The organism is Pseudoalteromonas rubra (assembly GCF_004212645.1).
Taxonomy (GTDB): Bacteria; Pseudomonadota; Gammaproteobacteria; order Enterobacterales; family Alteromonadaceae; genus Pseudoalteromonas; species Pseudoalteromonas rubra_G.
Map to the genome: position 1 here is coordinate 113,695 of NZ_PPUZ01000046.1, position 24,083 is coordinate 137,777.

Here is a 24,083-nt window from a genome sequence, read left to right on the forward strand (position 1 = left end):
TTATGTACTGGTCAGGCCACTCGGGTGAGGAGTTGTTGGACTATTTTAGCAGTCGCGCCCCAGAGCAGACCGTACTGAGTCATCAAGCCATTGAAAGTCACGGTTTTGCCGCGTAACTGGGTCTGAACAGGTTGCCAGGCATGTTGTTGTGCAAGTAATGACAGCGGCAGGGTAAACACGTTTTCTACTTCATCACTTTGCGTTTCCCAGCTGGCATTGCGGTCTAAAACAGCCAGCACAGGCGTGATGCGAAAGCCTGTTAATGTGGTGTGCAAAGGCAATACGCCAACGGGGTTAACCTGCTGTGGGTCAAGGGCGATTTCTTCCTGGCTTTCGCGCAGTGCGGTGGTGATCACGGAGGCATCCTGCAATTCGACTTTACCACCCGGAAAACACAGCTGACTGGGGTGGCTGCGTAGTTGAGCACTGCGCTTGCAAAGCAACATCGATGCCTCGCCATCCACCTCAAGCAGTGGCACTAAAACGGCACTTTCCTGACCTTGCCCCGATACAGGTGTCAGGGTTGAGCCACCCAGACTGAAGCGGCTGATCACGTGTTGTAGATTCATAGAATGGGCAGTATCTTATTCACCTTGTGGTATGTCTCCTGATACTCTAACTCACAGTTAGAGTCTGCGACAATCCCTCCGCCGGCCCAGCAGTAAATTTTTTGCTGATGGCATACCAGTGTGCGGATCGTGATCGAGGTGTCCATCGCCCCACAGGCACTGAGATAACCAATCGAGCCGCAATAGGCGCTGCGTCTGTGTGGCTCCAGTTCTTCAATGATTTCCATTGCGCGGATCTTAGGCGCACCGGTGATGGATCCACCGGGGAATGCTGCTTTGAGCTGATCGACTGCGGTTTTGCCCTCGGCCAGCTGAGCCGTAACCGTACTAACCAGGTGGTGGACAGCGGGGAAGCTCTCAATTTCAAAAAGTTTTGGTACCTGCACACTGCCTGGCTTGGCGACTTTGCCAAGGTCGTTGCGCAAAAGGTCAACAATCATCACGTTTTCTGCACGATCTTTGCTGCTGCGTTGTAAGGTCGCTGCCTGCTGTGCATCTGCTTGTGGGTCTGCCAATCTGGGTAAGGTGCCTTTGATGGGTTTGGTTTCAATTTGGCCTTGACGTACAGAAATAAAGCGTTCGGGTGATACCGAGATAATGGCATCGTCACCCAGATTTATAAACGCGGAAAAAGGCGCTCTGTTGTTGGCGCGTAGGGTTTTATAGGCCTGCCAGGGTGAACCATGATAGCGTGCACAAAATCTTTGCGCCAGGTTTATCTGGTAACAGTCGCCACTTTTCAGATAGGCATGGATTTTGGCAAATTTGTCGGCATATTCAGCCTGCGTCATATTCGCCTGCCAGTCGCTGGTCAGTGTAAACGATTCGTTTGTAGCAGGATGCTTTTCTATGAGTGAGCGGTAGGTGCTGAGCCGGTTATAGCCTGGCTGGGTAACAAAGTACCAGCGGTTATGCAGGTTATCGTGGATCAGTGCATCCGGATAAAGGCCGGCTATCATGTCTGGTAATGCAATGTCTTGCGCTGCACTTTGGGGCATAGTCTCTATATATCTGCCGAGATCATAGCCAAAATAGCCGAGCCAGCCACCACAAAAGGGTACGTCGGTATGCGAGGTGGTATCCAGTTCGGCCAATTTCTCTTGCATGAGGGTGAAACCGTCTTGCTCAATGAGGTTGTCATCAAGATAGAATTTTCCCGCCCTGGCTTCGAGTACACATAAGGGGTTGATACTCATGATATCAAACCGGCTATTCTCGTGTCTGGCATCGCTGGAGTCGAGCAAGATTGCCAGCGGCTGAGAGGCGAGGGTGTTGAATACCTCAATGGTTGACAAAGAAATGTCTAGTTCAATGGTGTTACTACCTGGATTTATCATTAACTGAACCCGAATGCTAGCCCGAAACGGGCGAGGAGGGTATCATAATTGTCATTGAATCCATAGCGTGTTTGATTGTATCCCATCTTGGTCGCATTACATAAGTACAGGACTTTAGTCGCTAATCTGTGATAGCGATACTCACGCCTGGCAAGATGGTATATAATCGCGCCTCTCAATAAACACCGGTTTGCCTCGTCACAGACCGGAGAATAAAGGAACCGTCATGAGTACTATTCGTCAGCAAGACTTCATTGACAGCATCGAAGATGCATTGCAATACATTTCTTATTATCACCCGTTGGATTTTGTTCAGGCTTTAGAAAAAGCGTACGACAAAGAGCAAAGTAAAGCTGCTAAAGATGCCATTGCGCAGATCTTAATTAACTCCCGTATGTCGGCAGAGGGCAAACGTCCGTTATGTCAGGACACCGGGATTGTGACCTGTTTTGTAAAGGTCGGTATGGATGTTAAATGGGACAAGACGGACCTGACTGTACAGCAAATGGTGGATGAAGGTACACGTCGTGCTTATACCAATCCGGATAACCCATTGCGTGCTTCAATTGTTGCAGATCCCGCAGGTGCACGTAAAAACACCAAAGACAATACGCCGTCTGTTGTGCACATTGATATGGTACCGGGCGCTGAAGTTGAAGTGATGATCGCAGCCAAGGGTGGCGGTTCTGAGAACAAGACTAAAATGGTGATGCTGAACCCGTCAGACGATGTTGCTGCCTGGGTAGAGAAAACCTTACCGACTATGGGCGCTGGCTGGTGTCCGCCTGGCATGCTGGGAATAGGCATTGGTGGTACGGCTGAAAAAGCTGCGGTACTGGCAAAAGAATCACTGATGGATCCAGTGGATATCCACGAGCTTATGGAGCGTGGCGCAGAAACTGCAGAAGAAAAACTACGTCTGGAAATTTTTGAGCGTGCAAACAAACTCGGTATTGGTGCACAGGGCCTGGGCGGTCTGACTACGGTTGTAGACGTTAAAATCAAGTCAGCCCCAACACATGCCGCCTCTAAGCCAGTTGTGATGATCCCTAACTGTGCCGCAACCCGCCACGTGCACTTTACTCTAGACGGCTCGGGTCCTGCTGATCTAAAAGCGCCCAAGCTGGAAGACTGGCCAGAAGTGACCTGGGAAGTGGGTGAAGATACACGCCGTGTTAACCTGGATGAGATCACCAAAGACGATATTCAGGACTGGAAAATGGGCGAGACCGTTCTCTTGTCTGGTAAGATTCTGACTGGCCGTGACGCAGCACATAAACGTCTGCAGGATATGATTAATTCAGGCGAAGGTTTGCCTGAAGGCGTTGACTTGACTAACAAGTTCATTTATTACGTAGGCCCTGTTGATGCCGTTGGCGATGAAGTTGTAGGCCCTGCTGGTCCAACAACGTCGACTCGTATGGATAAATTCACCGACCTGATGTTAGAAAAAACCGGCCTGATCGGCATGATTGGTAAAGCAGAGCGTGGCCCGGCAACGGTTGAATCTATCAAGGAAAACAAAGCGGTTTACCTGATGGCTGTCGGTGGCGCCGCTTACCTGGTAGCCAAAGCGATTAAGAAAGCCAGAGTGGTGGCGTTTGAAGATCTGGGCATGGAAGCAATCTACGAATTTGAAGTAGAGGACATGCCAGTGACTGTTGCTGTAGACAGCGACGGTGTGAACGCCCATACTCAGGGCCCGGCTATCTGGAAAGCCAAAATTGAAGAGCTGGATAGCAAGCTTAAATAAAAGCCAATCTGTACTGATTTGAAAAGAGGGCCTCGCCCTCTTTTTTTGATCAGAGGCTTTTATAACCCGCTCATGAAACCTGCCATCTGTATCCATTCACCCATACTACACATTGAGTTGCCTCTCTCATCAGACCTCTTTTAATCGTAAAAATAATCATACATAAATGGTCGTGTTTACGTTTACGTAAAGATTAACCCTCAAAATTCGTGAAAATACCGAAGAATTAAACTCATATTATCCAATGGTGTGCATAATCAAGTTAATATATGGCTATTTAATGTATCATGCAGGCAGCTTTAACGCTTTTAGAGTCAATATCAACTCATATTGTGGATTGGTAAGAGAGTTAGTGATACAGTTCGGTGAATTTCAGCGCTATCTGACTCAAAGTCAGTCTATAACGGAGAACAAACAAAGTGGCTGTATTTAACCAAGTTGAATTTGATAACCACGAACAAGTGGTTTTTTGTTCTGATGAAGCATCGGGCCTGAAGGCAATCATTGCTGTTCATAACACTAAGCTGGGTCCGGCGGTTGGCGGTTGTCGCCTGTGGGACTATGCAGATGATGTTGATGCTGTATACGATGTATTGCGTCTGTCAAAGGGGATGACTTACAAGAACGCAGTTGCGCGTTTGCCTTTTGGTGGCGGTAAGTCTGTGATCATCGGTGATGCTAAAAAAATCAAATCTGAAGCCTTATTCAGAGCATTTGGTAAGCACCTTGAGCGCCTTGGCGGTAGCTACTATTCAGCCGAAGATGTGAACATCACCACCGGCGATGTGATGACGATGCATAAAGAGACTAATTATGTAATGGGTCTTGAAGGCAAAAGCGGTAATCCGTCACCTTTCACTGCTCTGGGTACATTCCTGGGTATTAAGGCGGCTTATCAGCACAAACATGGCCATCAGGATTTGTCTGGTGTGAAAGTATCGGTGCAGGGCTTGGGCGCTGTTGCATATACTTTATGTAAGCACCTGCATGAAGCGGGCGCAGAGCTGTTTGTGACGGACATCAACCAAGCATCAATTGACCGAGTTGTGAACGACTTTGGCGCAACCGCCGTGAGTATTGATGAAATCTATGATCTGGATGTTGATGTTTATGCCCCTTGTGCTTTGGGTGCAACGGTAAACGATGACACGATCCCTCGAATTAAAGCCAGCATCATTGCGGGCTGTGCGAATAACCAGCTTGCTGAATCAAGACATGGTGAGATCTTGCGTGAAAAGGGCGTGCTTTATGCACCTGATTACGTTATCAATGCCGGTGGCATCATCAACGTGTATTACGAAACTAAGCCAGAAGGCTACAGTGAGGCTGCGGCGACCAAACATGTTGAAGGCATCTACGACACTTTGACAGAGATCTTTGTTCGCTCTGATGCTGAGCAAAAATCAACACACCTGATTGCCGACGAGCTTGCACAGGAGATCATCGCAAACGGTTTGTAATCCTTGCATGATACTATCAATATAGAGGGGTATTTCTCCCTCTATATTGAATTATGAAACAACTCACTTCATCAGATTGGCCCCGGGCCGAACACTTTGATTTTTACCTAGGCTTCGAGCAGCCTTACTTTAGTATTACCACACGTCTTAATACAGGCTCACTTTACACGCTGTGTAAGCAACGCCAGCTGTCGTTTACCTTTAGTTATCTATATTGTCTGAGCAAAGCTTGCCAAAACTACGCCCCCATTCGTTATCGCATAGTCAATAGCCGTCCTTGCGTTGTTGAAGAAGTCGACATGAGTTGTGTGTTTTTACGTGAAGACAGAAGCTTTCGATTTGTGCCTTTGGTTGCTTGTGAGGACATCCACGACTACATTAAAAAGAATGATGCACAGAAAAAGGCGTTTCTGGAGCAGCCCTTGGTTAGTGAACACTTTTTGGCAACCTGCAATAACCCGCAGCAACTTTATTTATCTATTTTGCCATGGTTCGATTTTACTAGCTTCAGTCATGCCCGAAATGCGAAAGATAACCTTGGCATCCCAAAATGCGTGTTCGGCCAACTTGACTCACAAACCGGCGAACTGCCATTTTCAGTTGAGGTACATCACGGGTTGATGGACGGATTGCATGTAGCAGAATTTATCCAGGAAATAGAAACGCAGTGCAAAATACTGTCTGAACAGTTATTAGCCTGAGCTTTCTGCTGTACCGGAATTTACAGTTGCATTTAACTGAATGCTAAGTGTTCAGTTTAAGTCTAGTAGCTTGATATTAAAAATGAAATAGAGTCAGGTATTGTGCAAAAGAAAGGCCGATGATCAGGCCTAAATGGCTGTAATAAAATGTAAATAAAGTTGCTTTGTGTATGAAATATAAGTGCTTAAGGTTTTTATTCTTGGTTTCCTTGTTAATACAATGTTTTATTTCAATTTATTTCATCGCGACAAGCAAAAATTGTTTTAAACATGAAGTTGACATGGGCAATAGCATTTAGCATTATTGCACGGTTGATACTGCTAAAAGTATCCGGGGTACTCTCTAAGAGAGTGCAAAAATTATAAAAGTAACATTACTTAATTGGTTGGGAACTATGTCTGTTAAAATCAGAAAGAGCCTTGTAGCTTCAGCGCTTTTTGGCGCAGCGGCAATTGCAAGCAGCAATGTGATGGCAGATCCTTTGAATGACATACAAAAAGTAGGTCAGCAAACTCAAACGGCTGCTAAAAAGTCTCAAGACAAGATTGATGGTATCTACGGTCAAACTATCGAAATGGTAGCTGAGTACCGTGGAATTGTTGACGAAACAGAACTTCTGAAAGTTTACAACGATCACGTAGCACGTTTGGTTGCAGACCAAAATGCAAATATCGAATCTCTAGAACGTCAGATCGCGACGGTTGATAAAACTAAGCAAGACGTTGTGCCTTTGATGTATCGCATGATTGATACACTCGAGCAATTCATCAAAGCGGACGTGCCGTTTGATACTGAAAAGCGTCTAGAACGCATCGAAAGACTACGTGAAACGCTAACTAACGCGAAAGTAACGACGTCTGAAAAATACCGTCAGGTACTTGAAGCATACAGCATTGAAACTAACTACGGTTCAGCAATGGTTGCTTCTCAAGGTTCACTTGAAATCAACGGTAAAAACATCAATGTTGACTTCGCCCGTCTAGGCCGTATCGCATACGTTGCTCAGTCTTTTGACCAGAAGCAAGCGTGGGTTTGGAACACCAGCAGCAAGCAGTGGGATCAGTTAGGTGAAGAATACCTGAAGCCTATCAAAGACATGATCCGTATCGCACGTGGTCAGGCTGCCCCAGAACTAGTTAAACTACCTATTTTCGGCGCGGAGTAATAAAACATGAAGAAACTATTTAAAGGTTTTGCCGTTGCTGCAGCATTAACAGTTTCTGCTGGTGGCGCGTTGAACGCACATGCGAGCACTGAGTCTCTGGATAAAATCCTTGAGCAAGTAAAGCAGAACCGTATCTCTGAAGGTAAAATCAACAAAGCTCGTGAGCAAGAGTTCCTGTCAGATCGTGCTGACAAACAAGCTTTGCTGAACAAAGCTAAGCGCGACCTGGCTGCTGAAAAAGCACGTGGCGAGCGTCTTAACAAGCAATTCAAGCAAAACGAAGTAACACTTGCTGAGAAAGAAACTGAACTTCTTAACGCCCAAGGTACCCTGGGTGAGATGTTCGGTGTGGTTCGTCGTAACGCTGCTGAAGCAATCGGTGCGATCGAAGCGTCTATCATCAGTGCTGAAAAGCCTGGACGTTCAGAAGTGCTTCGTTCATTGGCTGCGGCTAAAGAACTACCAACGACTCGTGAGTTGGAAGAACTTTGGATTGCATTCCAAACTGAAATGACTGAATCTGCAAAGATCTCTACTTTCGAATCAGAAGTAGCTGAGCTGAGCGGCGACATCAATGTTAAGCAAGTAACACGTGTTGGTAACTTCAACCTGGTCACTAAAGACGGTTACGTTGTTTACGATGCAGAAAACAAGCAAATCGTACCACTTGGTAAGCAACCTTCTTCAGACGTTTTGGCCACTGTTGCTGATCTTCTGAACACACCTGCTAACCAGTACACGCCTTTCGTTGTTGACCCAACGCGCGGTGCTATCCTGCGTCTGAACACTCAGCGTGCAACTGTTGAAGAGCGTTGGCACCAGGGTGACACAGTAGGTTACATCATCACTGCATTGTTAGCGCTGGGTGCATTAATCGCTGTTGTTCGTTTCCTAGACCTAATGCTGGTTGGCGCGAAAATCAAAGCGCAAATCAAGAATGCAAACAACCCAACGGATAACAACCCTCTGGGTCGCATCTTGAAAGTGTACCACGACAACAAGAACCAAGACGTTGAAAACCTTGAGCTTAAACTTGACGAAGCAATTCTACGTGAAACGCCTCGCATCGAAGCTGGTATCAACATCATCAAGATCCTTGCAGCTATCGCACCGCTACTAGGTCTACTAGGTACGGTTGTTGGTATGATCTTGACGTTCGAATCAATCACACTATTTGGTACTGGTGATCCGAAGATCATGGCAGGTAACATCTCTCTAGCTCTTGTTACTACTGCGCTTGGTCTAATTGCTGCGCTACCGTTAATCCTACTTCACGCTATCGTTGCGGGTCGTAGTAAATCTATCCTACACATTCTTGACGAGCAAAGCGCGGGTATCGTTGCTGCGCACGCGGAGAAGGAGAGAGCATAATGCTAGTCCTGGTGGAGACGTGGGAATCTATCAGGGATTTTGTTGCTACAGGCGGCGATGTATTATACGTGGTCGCGATAGCACTCTTTCTAATGTGGGTATTAATGATTGAGCGCTATTGGTTCCTATTGGCTGAATTTCCTAAAATTAAAAAGGGAATAGTAAGCAGATGGGATGCCCGCCAAGATACTACATCTTGGTACGCACACAGAATCCGCGATGCATGGATTTCTGAAGCGTCTGAAAAATTAGATGAGCGCATGTTGATTATCAAAACATTGGTTGCAATGTGTCCGTTAATCGGTCTATTAGGTACAGTGACAGGTATGATTTCGGTATTCGAAACCATGGCGACACAAGGTACTGGTAACCCTAGATTGATGGCCTCAGGCATCTCAATGGCAACGATACCAACAATGGCTGGAATGGTTGCGGCACTATCAGGTGTATTCTTTAGCACCCGTCTTGAAGCGAGAGCAAAGATGGCTAAAGAGAAACTAATTGATAGCTTGCCACATCACTAGAGAGAGATTTTATTATGGCACGTAAACAACGTTTTCGTGAGGAAGAAGAAGCAGCAGTAGACATGACCCCGATGCTTGACATCGTATTCATCATGTTGATCTTCTTCATCGTTACTACCTCTTTTGTTAAAGAGGCCGGTATTGAAGTTAAAAAGCCAAAAGCTGCGCAGGCACAACAAACCAAGAATGCGAACATCTTTATCGCTATCCGTGAAAACGGTGAGATCTGGATGGACAAGCGTCAGGTTGATGTTGAGCGTGTAAGTGCAAACCTTGAAAATCTGTTAGCTGAGCAACAAACCGAGACCGTTATTATCCAGGCGGATAAAGGCGCGAAACACGGCGTAGTTGTTAAGGTAATGGATCAGATTAAGGCAACTGACGACGCCTTGAAGATTTCAATAGCTGGAGCTAAGTGATGATTCGATTTCTGTTTTCACTTCTTGCAGGTGGGGCAGTAACCTTCGGCTTATTCTTCTTTATGTCCTATCTTATCTCAGGAGGAGCGGATAGGGCTGACAATAAGAAGGAAGAGATCATAGTCGAGATTATGTCGAATCCGCCTGAATCAGATGTGCAGGAGAGGAAGCGTGTACCGCCTCCACCTCCTCCACCGCCAAAGCAGCCGCCTAAACCGCAGCCGCCTCAGCCTGAGAATGCTAACCCGAATGCAGGTGCGATTGGCTTTAACATGCCTAGCATCGATATCGGTGGCACAGCTGGTGGTTTAAGTGGTCCTGGTGATTTCGGTCGTGACGGTGAAGCAACACCTATCGTTCGTATCGAACCTAAGTATCCGCCTCAAGCAGCGCGTGATGGTAAAGAAGGCTGGGTACAGCTGCGCTTCACTATCAACGAGCTGGGCGGTGTAGATGACATTGAGATCATCGATGCTGAACCAAAGCGTATTTTCAACCGTGAAGCAAAACGTGCGCTTCGCAAGTGGAAATACAGACCTAAAATTGTTGATGGTAAGCCGCAAAAGCAACCTGGTATTACTGTACAACTTGACTTTAAACTTAACCAAGATGGATAGGAGTAGGATATGAAGCAAATGTCTAAAGCAACAGCTCTTGCTCTGATGATGTCTTTGGCAGGCGGTGCGTTAAGCACTGCCGCATTTGCCGCTCCCGATCCTGCAAAGATCGAAGCGCGCAAAAATGCCAAAACCAAGGTTATGGGTGAGCGAGTTGGTAAAAAGGTTATCAAAGCGTTTGACTTGTACAACGAAGACAAAGTTGATGAAGCAATTGCATTATTGCTTGAAATTGACGCGTCTGACGAGTTTGACCGCGCCACGGTAAACCGTTACCTGGGTAACCTGTATGCTCAAAAAGAAGAGTATCAAACAGCAATTAAGTACATCCGTCAGGCAATCGCGCCAGACGTGTTGAACTTTAAAGATCAGGGCGACTTGATCAAGCTGTTGGGTGACCTTCTGATTGGTACAGAGCAGTACGAAGGTGCTAAGAAATCTTACTATGACTGGATGGATTTCACCGGTGAACAAGACGCTAAAGTATATGGTCGTATCGCTCAAGCCAACTATGAACTGAAAAAGTACAGAGATGTTATTGAGCCTGCGGACCAGGCGATTGCGCTAAACAAAGAAGAGCCTAACAAGTCATTTTATATGCTTAAAATTGGTTCTTACTTTGAGCTGAAGCAGTTCAAGAACGCCGTTAAGGTTGCTGAAGAACTGGTTAAGCTGTTCCCGGAAGACCCGAAAATGTGGACTCAGTTGGGCTCCTTCTACATGCAAACGGAAGACTACAAAAAAGGTCAGACCGTGATGGAAGTGGCTTATCAGAATGGTTATTTTGAAAAAGAGAACCATTATAAAATTCTGAGCAGCTACTACTCGTTGAACGAAATTCCATATAAAGCCGCTAAGGTGATGGAAAAGTCGGTCAAAGAGGAGAAGGTTAAGCGTATAAAGCAAAATGTCACGGCAATTGCCAGCTACTATCACCAGGCTAAGCACATCAGTGAAGCTGCTAAGTACTATGAAGAAGCTGCAAAGTTTGACGAAGATGCTGAGTTATATCGCAAGGCGGGTAGTTTGTTACTTCAGGACCAGCAGTACAGTGCGGCGGTTGTTCGTCTGAACAAAGCGTTAGAACTGGGCTCTGAGAAGAAAGGCACAATCTACTCTGACCTGGCAGAAGCTTATCTGTATCAGGAAAAGTATAAGCAAGCATATACAGCAATTGTTAAGGCTCAGGAAGATCCTAGAACTCGCAAATTTGCTCGCAGCTGGGCCTCTTTCATCAAAGAGAAAGCACAGCGTAAAGGCATCAGCCTTTAATACAGAAAAAGCCCCTTACGGGGCTTTTTGCTTTTATGGCGCTCAGAAAGCGCTTATCACCTCAAATAGAACAATTCACGCTTACTCTCTAGAACACTGATTTAAGTGACAAAAACCCTCGCATTCTTTGATATAATCGAACCAGAACAGGCGCAGCTGTGCCTGGTGCATCTTTGCAAAGTGAACAAGGTGGATAAACTGACATGAAAACCTCTCGGCGTTATGTTTCCTCAGCACTTCTGCTGCTGACTATGATTAGCGGTTGTACTGAGCCGCAAGTAAAGCTCTCGCATACAGACCTAGCTGAGCAACTTAAGCAGCTTAATTGGTTTTCATATTCGATAGTGCCTCAAACCCCGATGCAGAATCAGATTGAAGGCTCTTTGGAGCTGCCATTTACAGAGGCTTACTTAAAAAAGCGACACGAATTATTGCAGCGTGCAGATCTTGATAGTTTCGCTGAAACAGCGGTGCAGGAAGCTCAGTATCTGAGTATACAACAGAGATATCCCGAGCGTTTCTTACCCTGGCCGGTACATTTAAATGTCCCTGTGGTTGCACAAGGACAGCTGGTGCCACCGTCTCAGGTGGATACTTGGTACGGCTATGTTGAAGCGCGGCTTAACGAAGCCAGGGAAAGTAAAATTGTGCTGAACCGGATTGAGAGGCAGCAGCTACTTGATTACTTGACGCCTGATATAACCACACAGTCCAAAGCCGCACAACGCCTGGCGGAGTATTTGGCAAGTTACCGAGTCAGGTCATCCTTGGGTATTTATCAGCTTCCAAATGGCAAAGAGTGGTATCAAAGCAAGCTCAATTTTTACAGTGGCTCGGTGAAGCCGCCAGAAGCTTTGCTCGGTGAGTTGCAGAGCCTGGCTAGCGAATACGGTGAGGGAGTTACCCTGGTCGACTTCAACCTGAATCAGCCGTTGGTCCATCAGCTTCTGGCCGGATGTAGTACGCGAGCAGGACTCAACTGGCGCGATGGGTTTGTGTCTTTGCAGCAGACCGCCAGCCAGTGTGATCAGGTATTGGCTAACAGCGAACGGCTTTTCGCCCTAGCCATGATGGAAGTGGATCTGGGCGTGCATTATTTTGCCTGGTCGCAGAAACAAGCTCTGTTGGCACTGCAATCAAGGTTAGCGCTGAATGAAGACCAGGCCTTCGTTGTGCTTAAAGACATCCTTTTCTTCCCTGCGACCAGTTTTGCTTTGTTAAGCCGGATTACTTCTGCTTAGCCACGCAGTCAAGGCACCTTTGCGCCGCCGGGTCAACGGCGAGCAGGGTGTCTTCAATTTTCTTCTCACAGTCGCAACAGTAACCAAACTGGCCAATGTCCATCTGACAAATCGCCGCTTCCACCTTAACCAGGCGTTCGAAGTTAGGAAACTGACCCGGGCAGATCCGATCACTTGCGATATCAACCCATTCATGTGGCGGCGATGATTGTAAGGTATCGATCAACGCCTCGGTCGCGTAGTTACTGGCTTGTTTTAGATCCGCAAGGAACTCGTGCCGGATCTGGTCGAGCTCAGCCTGCAATTTTACCTGATAGTGATGCATTAAATTCTCATTCATGGCGCTCTTCTCCTTTTCTGAGCATCCATTATCTATTAGGCAGCAGGCTCATTGTTATGATTTGAATCAAGCAGCGGGGACTTTGCGTATTTATCAAGCACAGATACCACATCGTCTTTGCTTTTCAGGCGTTTTATTTCATCAAATAAGGTGTGGGCCTGAGGGTACTGTAACTTCAAGTAACCAAGCCACTGCTTAGTGCGCGATGAAAAGTACTTTTCGCCTACTTCAGGGTCCTGGTGCATTGAGGAGTGCAATATATGATAGACCACTTCCTGCCAGTCAAGCGGACGGTATTCACGGCCCTCCACATGGGCTTTAATTTTTGCAGCCAGGTCCGGGGTAGCCAGCGCACCGCGCCCGAGCATCAGGTTGTCGCAGGCACTGCGTTGCTGACAACGTATGGCGTCTTCTACTTGCCAGATTTCGCCATTGGCAACGACAGGAATAGTCAGGCGCTCTAAAAGCGGCGGGATTTTCTCCCAATAGGCCGGTGGTTTATAGCCATCGCGTTTGGTACGGGCGTGGATCACCAGGCTGGAAGCGCCTGCACTTTGCACGGCATCGACAATTTCTGTACTGTTTGCATCATCATCAAAACCAAGGCGAATTTTGGCGCTGACCTCATGCTCTGAGGGCACAGCTTCGCGCACAGCCCGGATGATCTGGTAAATTTGTTCAGGTTCTTTAAGCAGTACTGCGCCACCTTTGCTCTTGTTGACCGTTTTAGCCGGGCAACCAAAGTTCAGGTCAACGCCATGCGAGCCCAATTTAACGGCTTTTCTGGCATTGGCCGCCAGCGCATGCGGTACCTGGCCGAGAAGCTGAATACGCACGGGGGTACCTGCCTGAGTCAAACCACCGTTCAACAGCTCAGGGCAATAGCGAACAAACACACGGCGCGGTAGCGTCAAGTCTACAACACGGATAAACTCAGTGACGCACATGTCGAACCCACCAAGGTTGGTGAGTAGTTCGCGCATTTTAAAGTCGACAACGCCCTCCATTGGGGCTAAAAATAGTTTCATTATTACCGCACCAGAAAAAATTCGCGCTATTCTATACGAGAGGAGCCGATTTATTAATAGGGAAGTGGAGATAAAAATTTCTCAGATGCTGAAATAAATATCTTCAGTCCGTGGTCTACTAAGCGAATCAACTATTTTTTATTGCTACCGATTGAGAGAGAACAAGATGAAATCAGTAAAGAAAACTAACACACTTGCGATGACATTAGGCGCTGCAGTTGTTACTGCCGCAACGTTCAGTGCACCAGAGGCTGCTGCTAACCCATTTAGCTTTGAGCAAATGACGGCCGGTTATCAGCTGGACGCGGGTGAAGGAAAATGTGGCGAAGGCAAATGCGGTGGCGATGCCAAAGGTAAAAAAGAGGGCAAGTGCGGCGAAGGTAAATGTGGCGGCGATGCCAAAGGTAAAAAAGAAGGCAAGTGCGGCGAAGGTAAATGTGGCGGCGATGCCAAGGGTAAAAAAGAAGGCAAGTGCGGCGAAGGGAAATGCGGCGGTGATGCCAAAGGTAAAAAAGAAGGCAAGTGCGGCGAAGGGAAATGCGGCGGCGATGCCAAAGGTAAAAAAGAAGGTAAGTGTGGCGAAGGTAAATGTGGCGGCGATGCCAAAGGTAAAAAAGAAGGTAAGTGCGGCGAAGGTAAGTGTGGTGGCCACGCTTAACAGCTAACCTGGCTAAGGAGTGATAATGAATAAACCGTTTGGTATGGTCGGTATGGGCCTGAGACGTGAGATGTTAGATGATATTCTGGCCTTGCCACCTCAGCAGGTTGACTATTATGAAGTCGCGCCTGAAAACTGGATGACGCTCGGTGGCAAGTATGCTGCTCAGTTTTCTGAGCTAACTGCCCGGCATCCATTTGTGTGCCATGGTTTGTCGTTATCACTCGGATCGCCAGCACCGCTGGATACCCAGTTCGTCAGCGATCTGAAAACCTTTTTTGCAACGCACAACATTCGTTGTTACAGCGAACACTTGAGTTACTGCTCGGGCGACGGGCACATGTACGATCTGATGCCTATTCCCTTCACAGAAGAAGCGGTTAAGCATACCGCAGCGCGGATCAGAGAAGTACAAGACAGGCTCGAGCGCCGGATAGCCGTGGAGAATGTTTCCTATTATGCAGCACCAGGACAACAGTTGTCCGAGCTAGACTTTACCCTGGCTGTGCTTGAAGAGGCCGATTGTGATCTGCTTCTTGATGTGAACAATATCTACGTGAATTCAATTAACCATGGCTATGATGCCAGAGCGTTTTTAGCAGCAATGCCCAGCGAGCGTATTGCCTATGGGCATATTGCGGGGCACTATGTAGAAGCTGAAGACTTGCTTGTGGACACCCATGGTGACGCTGTGTGTGATCCGGTCTGGCAATTGCTACAGCAAGCCTATCAAATACACGGTGTATTTCCGACACTGCTGGAACGTGATTTTAATATTCCGCCTATGGCGCAATTACTGCAGGAGGTTGACCAGATCCATGCTGTGCAAAGTTTGGATAAGTCACTAAGGGGGATCGCCTGATGTCCTTCGAGCAGGTTCAGGCCGAGTTTATGGCCCACATTAAAGATCCCGCAACGCATCCGCTACCAACTGGTGTCGAAGATCGGCGTATGCAGGTTTATCGTGAGCTGTTTTTCAATAATATCGAGGGCTTTGTTGCATCTACCTTTCCGGTTCTTAAAAGCCTCTATGACGAACAAACCTGGCTTACGCTGGTGCGTAACTTCTTTAGTCGGCATGATTGCCAGTCTCCGTACTTTTTAGATATCAGCCGAGAGTTTCTGGACTTCTTACAAGGACAATATACGCCGACACCCGCAGATCCGCCTTTTATGCTTGAGCTTGCTCACTACGAGTGGACAGAGCTGGAAGTAGCTATCGCCAAGGAGTGTGAAGCAGAATCTCCAATTCCACTGCCTTTGTCTGAGCGATCCGGTTTACACCTGGCACAGGCAGCTCGCAGTGTCAGTTATCAGTATCCCGTACATCAGATAAGCGATGTTTATCAGCCTCAGACGACTTCGGGTCCGCATTGTTTTATTGTGTATCGGGATCGCGCCTTTGATGTTCAGTTTATCGAAACCAACCCAATGACAGCACTATTACTACAAAATATTGTTGTTAATCCCGGAATAACCATCAGGGCATTGGCGGCCGAGCTGGCCGAGCAGTTTAGCCAGTTTGATGAACAAACCCTCATCAATGGCGCGGTTCAGACGCTGAGCCAGTTTGTTCGTCTGGGCATATTGGTCGATAAAAAAGCATAATACCCCTTTATCAGCCCCCTAAGTTCGATTATTATGGGCGCCGTTTTGTCGTGCTTAAGCTGAGTGCAGGACAAGCGGCTGAACCAGGGCGGTTTCGTCCGGGCGCGCTGCTTGCTCACCCAGCGCTTAATAAATAAAGGTAGTAATATGTCTAAAGGTGATTTCAAAGATCCGTTCAACGCGAAGTATTTCCTGGCTTTTGTTGCTGTGTTTGCAGGCATTGGCTGTCTGAATGCAATTCTTGGCTGGGCAACTGCTCTGAGCGTTTAATCGCTGCATAACTCCTTCTGTTTAGGCAGAGTTAAAAAGCCATCCAGACACTGGGTGGTTTTTTTCTATTCGAACATCGCGAATTTCTCGCAAAATCCACCTTCCTGGCATTTAATGTGATTGCTTTCTTGTTATAATCGAGCTCTTTGTTATTAAAACTTATTAAGCATTTGATTATGACACAAGCAAATTTGTCACTGATAAAAGACAGCATCGCGACGGTTCCAAACTATCCGAAAGAAGGGATCATGTTCCGTGATGTGACGACCTTGCTGGCCAACCCGGCAGCGTTTAAGGCAACCATGGACTGCCTGGTTGATGCATACAAAGATCAGGGCTTTACAAAAATTATAGGTACTGAGTCTCGCGGCTTTATCTTTGGTGCCCCTTTGGCCTACGAACTAGGCTTGCCTTTTATCCCGGTACGTAAGCCTGGCAAGCTACCGCGTGAAGTGATCAGCCAGTCTTACCAGCTGGAATATGGTGAAGATGTACTTGAGCTACATATTGATGCCGTTGAAGAGGGTGACAAAGTCCTGTTGGTAGATGACTTGCTGGCAACAGGCGGCACCATTGAAGCAACCGCCAAGCTGGTTGAGCGCCTGGGTGGTAAAGCCACTGATGCTGCGTTTGTGATCTCATTGCCTGAGCTGGGCGGCGAAAAGCGCGTGACAGACATGGGCATTAAAGTGCTGAAACTGGTCGAGTTTGACGGCGAGTAACGCACTATGAGTTATCAGGTTCTGGCGCGCAAATGGCGTCCACAGTCGTTCCACGAAATGATGGGGCAGGAGCATGTTAAGCAGGCACTCATCAATGCATTGAATGAGCAGCGGCTGCATCATGCCTATCTGTTTACCGGCACGCGGGGCGTGGGCAAAACAACCATTGCGAGGATCTTCGCTAAGAGCCTGAACTGTGAGGTGGGGATCACCTCCACCCCGTGTGGCCAATGTAGTGCGTGTGAAGAGATTGAAGCCGGTAAGTTCATTGATCTTATCGAGATAGATGCGGCATCGCGCACTAAGGTCGAAGACACCAGAGAGATACTTGACAATGTGCAATATGCGCCAACGCGTGGTCGCTACAAAGTGTACCTGATTGACGAAGTGCACATGTTGTCTAAGCACAGCTTTAATGCTTTGCTGAAAACCCTGGAAGAGCCGCCGGAGCACGTCAAGTTTCTGCTGGCGACCACAGATCCGCAAAAATTACCGATCACCATATTATCGCGCTGTTTGCAGTTTAACCTTAATGCCATGGCGCAGAGTCAGATAGTAACCCAGCTGGCGCAAATTTTGCCCCAGGAGTCTGTTAACTTCGAGCAGACAGCACTGGAAGTACTGGCAAAGGCCGCAGACGGCAGTATGCGTGATGCACTGAGTCTTACTGATCAGGCGATTGCACAAACGAATGGTGAGCTGAACTTACCGGCTGTGCAACAAATGCTTGGCCTGATGGACAGCAGTCATGCCGTTTTACTGATGGCCGCCGTGTTATCGCAAGACGGTGAAACCCTGTTGGCTGAAGTGGCCGATATTGCTTTGAAAAATGGCAACTTCGCCAGCGTGCTGGATGATCTGATCAGCCTGCTACATCTGGTACAGCTTACGCAGCTGGTGCCTCAGGCTGCCAATTTTGGTCAGTTCGAGGCTGAGCAGGTAAAAACACTGGCTCAGCAGCTAACACCGCAGGATACTCAGTTTATGTACCAGTTGCTGCTTGCGGGTAAAAAAGACTTAAGCTGGGCACCTGAACCCAGGCTTGGTTTTGAAATGATCATGCTGAGATTGCTGGCGTTCGAACGCGCCGATTTTTCTCAGGCAGCTGGCCCTGCACCTGCGGGACCTGCAAAGGATCCGGGTAAAGTTGGCAAACTGCGGGATATGTTAAGTGCCAAACAGCGTGGTCCACAGGCTCAGCTCAGCACGCCTGTACCTGAACGCCAAGAACCTGTGGCACAGCACCAGGCAGAGACCTCTGAGCCACAACCCGTACCTGTGTCACAGCAAAGTGCAGAAATAACACCACAGCAAAGCCCCGCGCCTGTAAAGTCTGCACCTGTACAGCAGCCAAATGCACAAGCTGCTCCTCAACGAGCCTACACGCCTGAGCAACCTGTACAGCAGCCAAATGCACAAGCTGCTCCTCAGCAAGCTTACACGCCTGAGCAACCTGTACAGCAAACTGTGCCACAGCAGCCGACACCATCTGCTGAGCAGATAAATGCAAACCCGGTGCACAAGGCGCCGCCTCAGCCATCACCGGAAGATGTTTCGATTGAACAACAATATCAGGACATCATGGCGCAGGCCGAATCACAGGGGTATGAGCAACATCAGAGCGAGCCTGCGCATCAGCCAATGCCCGCTCAGCAGCAAAATAGTGCGCCCCAGCAGGGTGCACCAGCACCAGAGCACACACCGGTGCAACAGCTGGCGCAAAAGCAACAACAGGCACAATCGGCCATTGCCCGTATTTTACAAAACCGGCAGATCTCCGGGGCTGGCAGGTTGCTGGGAGGAGAGGGCGAAGCAAAAAAGTCTGAGCCGCAACAGGAAGCTGGCACGGTGCCCGGCGCTGTTGCGCCAGGCAGAAGGTTGCCACACGCTCCGCGTGCTGATGTTAATCAGCAAAGCACACAGCATTGGGCTCAATCGCAAGAGCAGGTGCCTGAACAGGCTCAGTCGCAGCAAGCTTTCCAGCCTGCTGCCCCGCAGCGCAAAGCCAAAAAGCCCGAGATGGCAGAGCGCTTTAAAAAAGATGAAAGCAAGCTGGCCCCGGAGTTGCTTGAGCAGTTAGCACCGCAAGCGCCGGGTGAGCAGGAAACTCAGGACACAACTCTGGATATTCCTGCACCAGAGAACTTTGTCAGCCCAATCAGTGACATTAAATTTGCCCACCAAAAAGATGACTGGGCACAGATGATTGAACAAATGCAACTGGGCGGTCGGGTCAGGCAGTTTGCGTTGCATGCCATGTTCAACCAGCAAGGCCAGCATTGTACTTTACAGGTAGAGCAGAGCCAGCAGCATCTGGATTCCAGTATGCTCAGAGAGAAACTGCACGAAAGCCTGGCTGAGCAACTCAATGAGCCGGTAGAGCTCAATATTGAATTTGTTGACGCAGTGAACAACACGCCATTTCTTATTCAGCAGGATATTGATCAGCAAAGATACCTGCAGGCGGTTGATGCGATCAATAACGATCCCGTGATCCAGGCCTTTGCCCGTGAGTTTGAGGCCTTGGTAGACGAAAAATCGGTAAGGGCATTGTAATTGCGCAAGTAAGCCCTTATCTTGTATCCCATAGAATTTTAATTTTGAAGTGTAAGAGAGCAGACTATGTTTAAAGGTGGAATGGGCAATATCATGAAGCAGGCGCAGCAAATGCAAGAGCGCATGGAAAAAGCCCAGGAAGAGATTAAAAGCCTCGAAGTCGTTGGCGAAGCAGGCGCAGGCCTGGTTAAAGTCACTATGCTGGGCAGCCACAACGTGCGCCGCGTAGAGATCGACGAAAGCCTGATGGAAGACGACAAAGACATGATCGAAGACTTGCTGGCAGCAGCGGTCAATGACGCTGTACGCCGTGTCGGTGAAGAGTCGCAAAAGCGCATGTCAGAAGTCACCGGCGGCATGCAAATGCCTCCGGGATTCAAGATGCCGTTCTAAGGGTTTTTCCTTAAATAAATCAAATTTTTAAATTGCGGTTAGGTTCCTTTGGGACACATGTAGGACATCACTCTGTCCCAATCTGGCCGCAATTTCGTTCCGATGCTCAGGCTTTTCTTCTAATACCCAACGAGCATATACTTTCCTAATCATCCCCCAATCTTTATGTCCTAGCTGCTTTGCCAGCCATGCTGGATCAGCACCCGCCATCAACATTTGTGACGCAAAAAAGTGACGCAGTTGGTCAGGTTCTCTATGCGTTAGTTTTGACCTGCGTAACCTTTAGGTGCCATGATTAACCGCAGCACACAAACAGTTTGTTTTCTCGTCTGAGCAAAATGTATTGTTTTTCGATTGTTTCTTTCACGATTCTGGGCCCATGTTTCAGCAACAAGCAAGTGAATTAATGGAACTTTTACCGTTACTTTAATATGTCCATTGCAATGTTATTAATTTGGTCCTCCTAACTACACGGTTTTATATGCACTGGCTCTTTCAAAATGCCTAAGAACTCTCTTTCAGCCAGGGCTGTTGACATGTCGTGCTGAGGCAGGGCTATCTCAGCTCGACACTGCGGTGTGTTACGGCGTTGAGGAACGCACTTACCGGCACTGGGAGCGTGGCACATCTGAGGTGCGTTTTAGGGATTTGCATGCGGTGATCACGCAGGTGTTTATGCTGGATTTTGTTGTGTTGTATAACCAGGTGCCAGGGCACGGGGATGATCAGGGCCGGTGATGTTTTACGTAAGGGCCGCCGCGTCGCAGGCCTGACTCAGCTGGATGTGGCTGTTGCCTACGGCGTGAGCGAACGCACCTACCAGCGCTGGGAAAAGGGCGAAGCCCGCGTGAGCTGGGATGACACCGCCGGGCTGGTTGAGGAGGTGTTCAGGATTGAGCTGAGGGAGTTGGTTTAGGTGATAAGGTATGGGTAGGAACTAAAGTGAAATCTTTGTATTTTTCCGGCGCTTTGGAGTTGGACTTCTGAAGGTAAACCATTTTCTGATATTAAATCGAGTGAAGAAAATGGGTCAAGTTCAAATGTTTTTAAGTACCTTTGTTTGTTAACAAAGTTGTGGTCGAGACGCCCTATTACTATTTTCATCTTATCTTCGACTTTACCGCGAGAGCTTTCCTGTCTTTTTGTATCATTGGACAGAGCTATTTTAACCTTGTCTGGATAGATTTCTAAGTCTAGTTCTAGGTCATTTACTTGATTAATTACCCACCCTTGTATCGCTGTATTGTATATTTTTGATTTTCTCAAAAATCCCACATTCATATCTAGTTCTGAATCCTTAATTACACACCTTTTCACTGAAAGTAAATTGTTTTTTCCTGATTCGAAATTGCTCTTGAATTTCGAGTTCGACACTTTAGATGACTCTACTATTAAGTTTTCTATGTTGCTTTTTCCATAAACTTCCACAGAATTAACTTCGCACTCTTTAAGGTGCAGAGTTAATGATGCATATATGGAATTGAAATTTAAAATGGGTCTTTCTCTTCTTAATTTGCCGTCACCGAATGAGCATTTAAGAAAATATGTTCCTTCTTCATCGACGATTACATCTCCTGAACCATATGATTCTAGGTAATAAAGAGCCTTGGTATTAAATTTTAATGCACCCTTGGGGACTTTTCTTCCACTTGAGAGTAAGAGTTGAATCATTTTTTCTGTAGCGTCAAGGGCTGTTTTTTTTGTTTTTATCTTGTTTTCAATTAATCCATATATGCAAAGAAACTCTCTAAAAGTTAAGTGGGAAAATCTATAGCACCCTTTGGAGTTTTTATTTAGTAGGGAGTTGGTGCTTATGTCTAATTTAGATATTCCTCTTATAATTTCTTTTTTCGAGGAGTTTAATAATTCTATTGCCCCCTGCGTATCACAAAAGCTATCTATCGTGTTTAGTGAAATCGTAGTTTCGTCGTTGATGGTGAGGTGCTCTGCAATCCAAATACAGACCTGCATCAGGTCTTTTACACCAACTTTTATCCCCTTTAACCTCAGTTTTATGGCTTCCCGTTCCAGCCAAGTTTGTACCAGGCTTAAGTAGATATCGTATTCCGAGGCGTTATTTTTAATGACGCCGATGATGTCGTCTACATGAGCGAGTAAAAATGGTCTAAATTGTAGCGTTCCCATCTTTAGAATTGCGGTTCTTGCTTCATACTCCTTCTTACATGGGATGCTGTACGCCCTCTTTTGGAAGAAGTTGCCGTATCGGTTTCTTAAGTATTGCTGCACTTGATGCTCATTGAAGAGCGATAAGTAGAATAGCGGACATTGATATTCTGCAATGCCAATCTTTCCTACATCGCTAAACGCCGCTTCTTGTGTTTTTGGAAAGAACTGAGTTCGACTGGTGATGATTACTCTGTAAAAATTGCTGGTTGCATCAAGTAGTTCGGTTATTCTGCTTTCTGAGTTTTCACCGTGTGCATTTGGGTCTTCATCCAGCGAGTCTAGTAAAAGTAGGGTGTGTGAAGGCGACCGGATTTTCTTGATGTCATCAATGGTACTTTTACCCAGTTTTAGCAAAACGCAGTTCCATTTTTTGGGCATAAATGAAGTAAGATGCATGAGCTTAATCATGAGCAGTAGCGACGTTTTGCCCATTCCTGCATCTGCCAGGATGAACATTTGATTGGCGCCGTTTTTAGTATGAAAGCCTCGATTAAAAAACGCATTGATTACCTCAAAAGCGTTCTGCCGTGCTGTGGTAATGGCATCCTCTTCGTTCTCATCCGCCGGGTTAATGTTTTGGCATCTGGGCTCTACATAGTATTTCGCTAGGTGCTCGGGATCCTCAAAGGTATTGTTGATTTCAACAAGCTCTCGCTTACGCTCTTTCCTAACTTTAAAAAATAACTTGGTTAGTACGCCTGAAATTTTGGCAAGCTGCTTTTTGCAAACAAACTGCTCGATGGGGCCCATGTATGTTCCTTGCTATTCTGCGCTTGGTTAAATGTTAACCGAAACAGAGTGGCAAGGGCAAGTTTGTGTAAAGTGTAGGGGGTTAGGGTTTTGCTCTAGTGTTGTTTGGCTAGGCTATCGCTCGAATGTTCAGGCCATCATATATAGCTTGTAACAGTTCTTTAGATACGTGCTTTTGATTTACCAGTTTTGCGAGCTGGTAGGGGCCAGGTGTATGGCCCGCGAGAAAGTAGGTATATAAATCACTGAGTTGTCTTGCCTGTACTGGGCGATCCTGATAGTTGGAGTTTCCGAATTGACCGTGAAGGGCTTGTCTTGCTAAGTATGCATTGCTCTGTGCTTTCATTTCGTGTTCTCCTGAAAAGAAAACACTGAAATTAGCGCTAGATTATTAGCTGGACTAGAGGTTAGGGGCTTTTTTTAAAAGGCTCTTATCTAACTAAATGTAGTTTTACCCGGTAACAGGGCAGGTTTGCCCTGTTTTTTGTATATGTATGCGTGCATACTTTTCTACAATGAAGGTTAAAGAAAGCCTAGCCCCATTATGTAAGCTCCAACTAGAAAGTTTGCCAGTACTAATAATATCCAGGTTGGCATTCCAGGGAAAAGATGCAGTTTTGTGATTGGGATAGGCTGCTGGTTCCCCTTTTCTGTAAATGGGATTTCGAATTCAGGGTGGTAACTTTTGACTATTGGACCTAGCACGTGAACCATTGAGTAAATAAGTGCTAAAAAGGACAAAAGACCAAATGAAATTAAGATCATTAGCCTTTCGGTAAACGCTTCAGGTGGTGTGTTTGTCAGCATGAGCTTTAACAAGCTAGCTATAAACATGTAATATGCTAACGACTGAAGGAGCCCCTTTAGGAGTGCCTCATCTGATACTATTTTTCGCATCGCTGTCTCCTGTTCTGAGAAATGGTGGGAAAGGGGCGCAGCCCCTTTAGTGTTACCGTGATACCACTAAGGTACCGCACTCTAGCTTTTCGAGAACGACACGCTTTAGCGATTGTAATTTTCTTTTAGCTTGTATATTCAGCATTGTTGTTTCCTAATTTGTTATATGTTTTATTTTCGATCTGGCTTGCACCAGGCCGCTTTCATGTTTTGTTAGTTTCTGGGTAAGCTTCTCATGTGCTTA

At 46.9% G+C, this 24,083-nt stretch carries 25 protein-coding genes and 1 pseudogene; 18 read left to right on the forward strand and 8 right to left on the reverse strand.

Going from position 1 to position 24,083, the window contains the following annotated elements; genetic code table 11:
- Window positions 1-11 precede the first annotated feature (11 nt).
- Both C3B51_RS17010 and pabB read right to left on the reverse strand, forming a co-directional pair.
- Window positions 12-569 carry a CoA pyrophosphatase gene (locus C3B51_RS17010; protein ID WP_130245837.1) on the reverse strand — a complete coding sequence of 186 codons (558 nt, stop codon included), beginning with the start codon at window positions 567-569 and terminating at the stop codon, window positions 12-14.
- The gene (pabB, locus tag C3B51_RS17015) at window positions 566-1,906 is read right to left on the reverse strand and encodes an aminodeoxychorismate synthase component I (protein ID WP_130245838.1); all 1,341 of its coding nucleotides are present in this window, start codon (window positions 1,904-1,906) and stop codon (window positions 566-568) included. The genes C3B51_RS17010 and pabB overlap by 4 nt, the downstream gene beginning before the upstream one ends.
- Window positions 1,907-2,132: 226 nt before the next feature.
- Here pabB and C3B51_RS17020 point away from each other — a divergent pair, with 226 nt between their 5' ends.
- The 10 genes from C3B51_RS17020 (at window position 2,133) to C3B51_RS17065 (ending at window position 12,430) form a co-directional block, all read left to right on the forward strand.
- Window positions 2,133-3,659: a fumarate hydratase gene (locus tag C3B51_RS17020; protein ID WP_125718734.1), complete on the forward strand. Its 1,527-nt coding sequence runs from the start codon at window positions 2,133-2,135 to the stop codon at window positions 3,657-3,659.
- A 419-nt stretch (window positions 3,660-4,078) separates the two neighbouring features.
- Window positions 4,079-5,119: a Leu/Phe/Val dehydrogenase gene (locus C3B51_RS17025; RefSeq protein ID WP_125718736.1), complete on the forward strand. Its 1,041-nt coding sequence runs from the start codon at window positions 4,079-4,081 to the stop codon at window positions 5,117-5,119.
- Between the two features lie 53 nt (window positions 5,120-5,172).
- Entirely contained in the window at window positions 5,173-5,820 is a 648-nt protein-coding gene (locus tag C3B51_RS17030; protein ID WP_130245839.1) for a CatA-like O-acetyltransferase, read from the forward strand.
- A 395-nt stretch (window positions 5,821-6,215) separates the two neighbouring features.
- Window positions 6,216-6,986: a DUF3450 domain-containing protein gene (locus C3B51_RS17035; RefSeq protein ID WP_125718740.1), complete on the forward strand. Its 771-nt coding sequence runs from the start codon at window positions 6,216-6,218 to the stop codon at window positions 6,984-6,986.
- A gap of 6 nt (window positions 6,987-6,992) precedes the next feature.
- Window positions 6,993-8,357, forward strand: coding sequence for a MotA/TolQ/ExbB proton channel family protein (locus tag C3B51_RS17040; protein ID WP_125718742.1), 1,365 nt, complete (start codon window positions 6,993-6,995; stop codon window positions 8,355-8,357).
- Window positions 8,357-8,881 carry a MotA/TolQ/ExbB proton channel family protein gene (locus C3B51_RS17045; RefSeq protein WP_010381817.1) on the forward strand — a complete coding sequence of 175 codons (525 nt, stop codon included), beginning with the start codon at window positions 8,357-8,359 and terminating at the stop codon, window positions 8,879-8,881. The genes C3B51_RS17040 and C3B51_RS17045 overlap by 1 nt, the downstream gene beginning before the upstream one ends.
- A 14-nt stretch (window positions 8,882-8,895) precedes the next feature.
- Window positions 8,896-9,300, forward strand: a complete 405-nt coding sequence (locus C3B51_RS17050) for an ExbD/TolR family protein (protein ID WP_010381814.1) — start codon at window positions 8,896-8,898, stop codon at window positions 9,298-9,300.
- The gene (locus C3B51_RS17055; protein WP_125718991.1) at window positions 9,300-9,917 is read left to right on the forward strand and encodes an energy transducer TonB; all 618 of its coding nucleotides are present in this window, start codon (window positions 9,300-9,302) and stop codon (window positions 9,915-9,917) included. Before C3B51_RS17050 ends, C3B51_RS17055 begins: the two co-directional genes overlap by 1 nt.
- A gap of 9 nt (window positions 9,918-9,926) precedes the next feature.
- The gene (locus C3B51_RS17060) at window positions 9,927-11,189 is read left to right on the forward strand and encodes a tetratricopeptide repeat protein (RefSeq protein WP_125718744.1); all 1,263 of its coding nucleotides are present in this window, start codon (window positions 9,927-9,929) and stop codon (window positions 11,187-11,189) included.
- A 203-nt stretch (window positions 11,190-11,392) separates the two neighbouring features.
- Window positions 11,393-12,430 (forward strand): hypothetical protein, encoded by a 1,038-nt coding sequence (locus C3B51_RS17065; protein WP_130245840.1) that lies wholly within the window; start codon window positions 11,393-11,395, stop codon window positions 12,428-12,430.
- Here C3B51_RS17065 and C3B51_RS17070 read toward each other — a convergent pair.
- Both C3B51_RS17070 and C3B51_RS17075 read right to left on the reverse strand, forming a co-directional pair.
- The gene (locus tag C3B51_RS17070; protein ID WP_130245841.1) at window positions 12,417-12,770 is read right to left on the reverse strand and encodes a TraR/DksA C4-type zinc finger protein; all 354 of its coding nucleotides are present in this window, start codon (window positions 12,768-12,770) and stop codon (window positions 12,417-12,419) included. The two genes, C3B51_RS17065 and C3B51_RS17070, sit on opposite strands and share 14 nt — an antisense overlap.
- A gap of 35 nt (window positions 12,771-12,805) precedes the next feature.
- Window positions 12,806-13,798: a tRNA-dihydrouridine synthase gene (locus C3B51_RS17075; RefSeq protein WP_130245842.1), complete on the reverse strand. Its 993-nt coding sequence runs from the start codon at window positions 13,796-13,798 to the stop codon at window positions 12,806-12,808.
- A 166-nt stretch (window positions 13,799-13,964) separates the two neighbouring features.
- On the opposite strand from C3B51_RS17075, the gene C3B51_RS17080 reads away from it, so the two are divergent.
- From C3B51_RS17080 to C3B51_RS17105, 7 genes are all read left to right on the forward strand, one after another.
- Window positions 13,965-14,456 carry an HvfA family oxazolone/thioamide-modified RiPP metallophore gene (locus C3B51_RS17080; RefSeq protein WP_125718752.1) on the forward strand — a complete coding sequence of 164 codons (492 nt, stop codon included), beginning with the start codon at window positions 13,965-13,967 and terminating at the stop codon, window positions 14,454-14,456.
- Window positions 14,457-14,481: 25 nt separating this feature from the next.
- Window positions 14,482-15,318 carry an HvfB family MNIO-type RiPP peptide maturase gene (locus tag C3B51_RS17085; RefSeq protein ID WP_130245843.1) on the forward strand — a complete coding sequence of 279 codons (837 nt, stop codon included), beginning with the start codon at window positions 14,482-14,484 and terminating at the stop codon, window positions 15,316-15,318.
- Window positions 15,318-16,064 carry an HvfC family RiPP maturation protein gene (locus tag C3B51_RS17090; RefSeq protein WP_130245844.1) on the forward strand — a complete coding sequence of 249 codons (747 nt, stop codon included), beginning with the start codon at window positions 15,318-15,320 and terminating at the stop codon, window positions 16,062-16,064. Before C3B51_RS17085 ends, C3B51_RS17090 begins: the two co-directional genes overlap by 1 nt.
- Before the next feature lie 147 nt (window positions 16,065-16,211).
- Complete coding sequence (locus C3B51_RS24100) at window positions 16,212-16,334, forward strand: hypothetical protein (RefSeq protein WP_268835989.1); 123 nt, start codon at window positions 16,212-16,214, stop codon at window positions 16,332-16,334.
- 176 nt (window positions 16,335-16,510) lie between these two features.
- The gene (gene apt, locus C3B51_RS17095) at window positions 16,511-17,056 is read left to right on the forward strand and encodes an adenine phosphoribosyltransferase (RefSeq protein ID WP_125718758.1); all 546 of its coding nucleotides are present in this window, start codon (window positions 16,511-16,513) and stop codon (window positions 17,054-17,056) included.
- Window positions 17,057-17,062: 6 nt separating this feature from the next.
- Window positions 17,063-19,612: a DNA polymerase III subunit gamma/tau gene (gene dnaX, locus C3B51_RS17100; RefSeq protein ID WP_130245845.1), complete on the forward strand. Its 2,550-nt coding sequence runs from the start codon at window positions 17,063-17,065 to the stop codon at window positions 19,610-19,612.
- A 66-nt stretch (window positions 19,613-19,678) separates the two neighbouring features.
- On the forward strand, window positions 19,679-20,005 hold the full coding sequence (locus C3B51_RS17105; protein WP_125718762.1) for a YbaB/EbfC family nucleoid-associated protein: 327 nt from the start codon (window positions 19,679-19,681) through the stop codon (window positions 20,003-20,005).
- A 27-nt stretch (window positions 20,006-20,032) separates the two neighbouring features.
- Here the strand turns inward: C3B51_RS17105 and C3B51_RS24105 are convergent.
- Window positions 20,033-20,263, reverse strand: a pseudogene (locus tag C3B51_RS24105) (tyrosine-type recombinase/integrase); the annotation flags it as partial.
- A 430-nt stretch (window positions 20,264-20,693) separates the two neighbouring features.
- Between C3B51_RS24105 and C3B51_RS17120 the strand changes: the two are divergent.
- Window positions 20,694-20,921: a helix-turn-helix domain-containing protein gene (locus tag C3B51_RS17120; RefSeq protein WP_165389183.1), complete on the forward strand. Its 228-nt coding sequence runs from the start codon at window positions 20,694-20,696 to the stop codon at window positions 20,919-20,921.
- On the opposite strand, the gene C3B51_RS17125 is transcribed toward C3B51_RS17120, so the two are convergent.
- The 3 genes from C3B51_RS17125 to C3B51_RS17135 form a co-directional block, all read right to left on the reverse strand.
- Complete coding sequence (locus C3B51_RS17125; protein WP_130245848.1) at window positions 20,918-22,942, reverse strand: NACHT domain-containing protein; 2,025 nt, start codon at window positions 22,940-22,942, stop codon at window positions 20,918-20,920. The genes C3B51_RS17120 and C3B51_RS17125 overlap by 4 nt on opposite strands.
- Window positions 22,943-23,051: 109 nt before the next feature.
- Window positions 23,052-23,288: a hypothetical protein gene (locus tag C3B51_RS17130; RefSeq protein ID WP_130245849.1), complete on the reverse strand. Its 237-nt coding sequence runs from the start codon at window positions 23,286-23,288 to the stop codon at window positions 23,052-23,054.
- 176 nt (window positions 23,289-23,464) lie between these two features.
- Complete coding sequence (locus tag C3B51_RS17135) at window positions 23,465-23,839, reverse strand: hypothetical protein (protein WP_130245850.1); 375 nt, start codon at window positions 23,837-23,839, stop codon at window positions 23,465-23,467.
- Between the last annotated feature and the right edge of the window lie 244 nt (window positions 23,840-24,083).

Coding starts and splice junctions, on each gene's coding strand:
- C3B51_RS17010 (WP_130245837.1), bottom strand. CDS start 569: ATGAATCTACAACACGTGATCAGCCGCTTCAGTCTGGGTGGCTCAACC.
- pabB (WP_130245838.1), bottom strand. CDS start 1,906: ATGATAAATCCAGGTAGTAACACCATTGAACTAGACATTTCTTTGTCA.
- C3B51_RS17045 (WP_010381817.1), top strand. CDS start 8,357: ATGCTAGTCCTGGTGGAGACGTGGGAATCTATCAGGGATTTTGTTGCT.
- C3B51_RS17075 (WP_130245842.1), bottom strand. CDS start 13,798: ATGAAACTATTTTTAGCCCCAATGGAGGGCGTTGTCGACTTTAAAATG.
- C3B51_RS17035 (WP_125718740.1), top strand. CDS start 6,216: ATGTCTGTTAAAATCAGAAAGAGCCTTGTAGCTTCAGCGCTTTTTGGC.
- C3B51_RS17030 (WP_130245839.1), top strand. CDS start 5,173: ATGAAACAACTCACTTCATCAGATTGGCCCCGGGCCGAACACTTTGAT.
- C3B51_RS17125 (WP_130245848.1), bottom strand. CDS start 22,942: ATGGGCCCCATCGAGCAGTTTGTTTGCAAAAAGCAGCTTGCCAAAATT.
- C3B51_RS17130 (WP_130245849.1), bottom strand. CDS start 23,288: ATGAAAGCACAGAGCAATGCATACTTAGCAAGACAAGCCCTTCACGGT.
- dnaX (WP_130245845.1), top strand. CDS start 17,063: ATGAGTTATCAGGTTCTGGCGCGCAAATGGCGTCCACAGTCGTTCCAC.
- C3B51_RS17040 (WP_125718742.1), top strand. CDS start 6,993: ATGAAGAAACTATTTAAAGGTTTTGCCGTTGCTGCAGCATTAACAGTT.
- C3B51_RS17070 (WP_130245841.1), bottom strand. CDS start 12,770: ATGAATGAGAATTTAATGCATCACTATCAGGTAAAATTGCAGGCTGAG.
- C3B51_RS24100 (WP_268835989.1), top strand. CDS start 16,212: ATGTCTAAAGGTGATTTCAAAGATCCGTTCAACGCGAAGTATTTCCTG.
- C3B51_RS17060 (WP_125718744.1), top strand. CDS start 9,927: ATGAAGCAAATGTCTAAAGCAACAGCTCTTGCTCTGATGATGTCTTTG.
- C3B51_RS17090 (WP_130245844.1), top strand. CDS start 15,318: ATGTCCTTCGAGCAGGTTCAGGCCGAGTTTATGGCCCACATTAAAGAT.
- C3B51_RS17055 (WP_125718991.1), top strand. CDS start 9,300: ATGATTCGATTTCTGTTTTCACTTCTTGCAGGTGGGGCAGTAACCTTC.
- C3B51_RS17050 (WP_010381814.1), top strand. CDS start 8,896: ATGGCACGTAAACAACGTTTTCGTGAGGAAGAAGAAGCAGCAGTAGAC.
- C3B51_RS17020 (WP_125718734.1), top strand. CDS start 2,133: ATGAGTACTATTCGTCAGCAAGACTTCATTGACAGCATCGAAGATGCA.
- C3B51_RS17065 (WP_130245840.1), top strand. CDS start 11,393: ATGAAAACCTCTCGGCGTTATGTTTCCTCAGCACTTCTGCTGCTGACT.
- C3B51_RS17080 (WP_125718752.1), top strand. CDS start 13,965: ATGAAATCAGTAAAGAAAACTAACACACTTGCGATGACATTAGGCGCT.
- C3B51_RS17085 (WP_130245843.1), top strand. CDS start 14,482: ATGAATAAACCGTTTGGTATGGTCGGTATGGGCCTGAGACGTGAGATG.
- apt (WP_125718758.1), top strand. CDS start 16,511: ATGACACAAGCAAATTTGTCACTGATAAAAGACAGCATCGCGACGGTT.
- C3B51_RS17135 (WP_130245850.1), bottom strand. CDS start 23,839: ATGCGAAAAATAGTATCAGATGAGGCACTCCTAAAGGGGCTCCTTCAG.
- C3B51_RS17105 (WP_125718762.1), top strand. CDS start 19,679: ATGTTTAAAGGTGGAATGGGCAATATCATGAAGCAGGCGCAGCAAATG.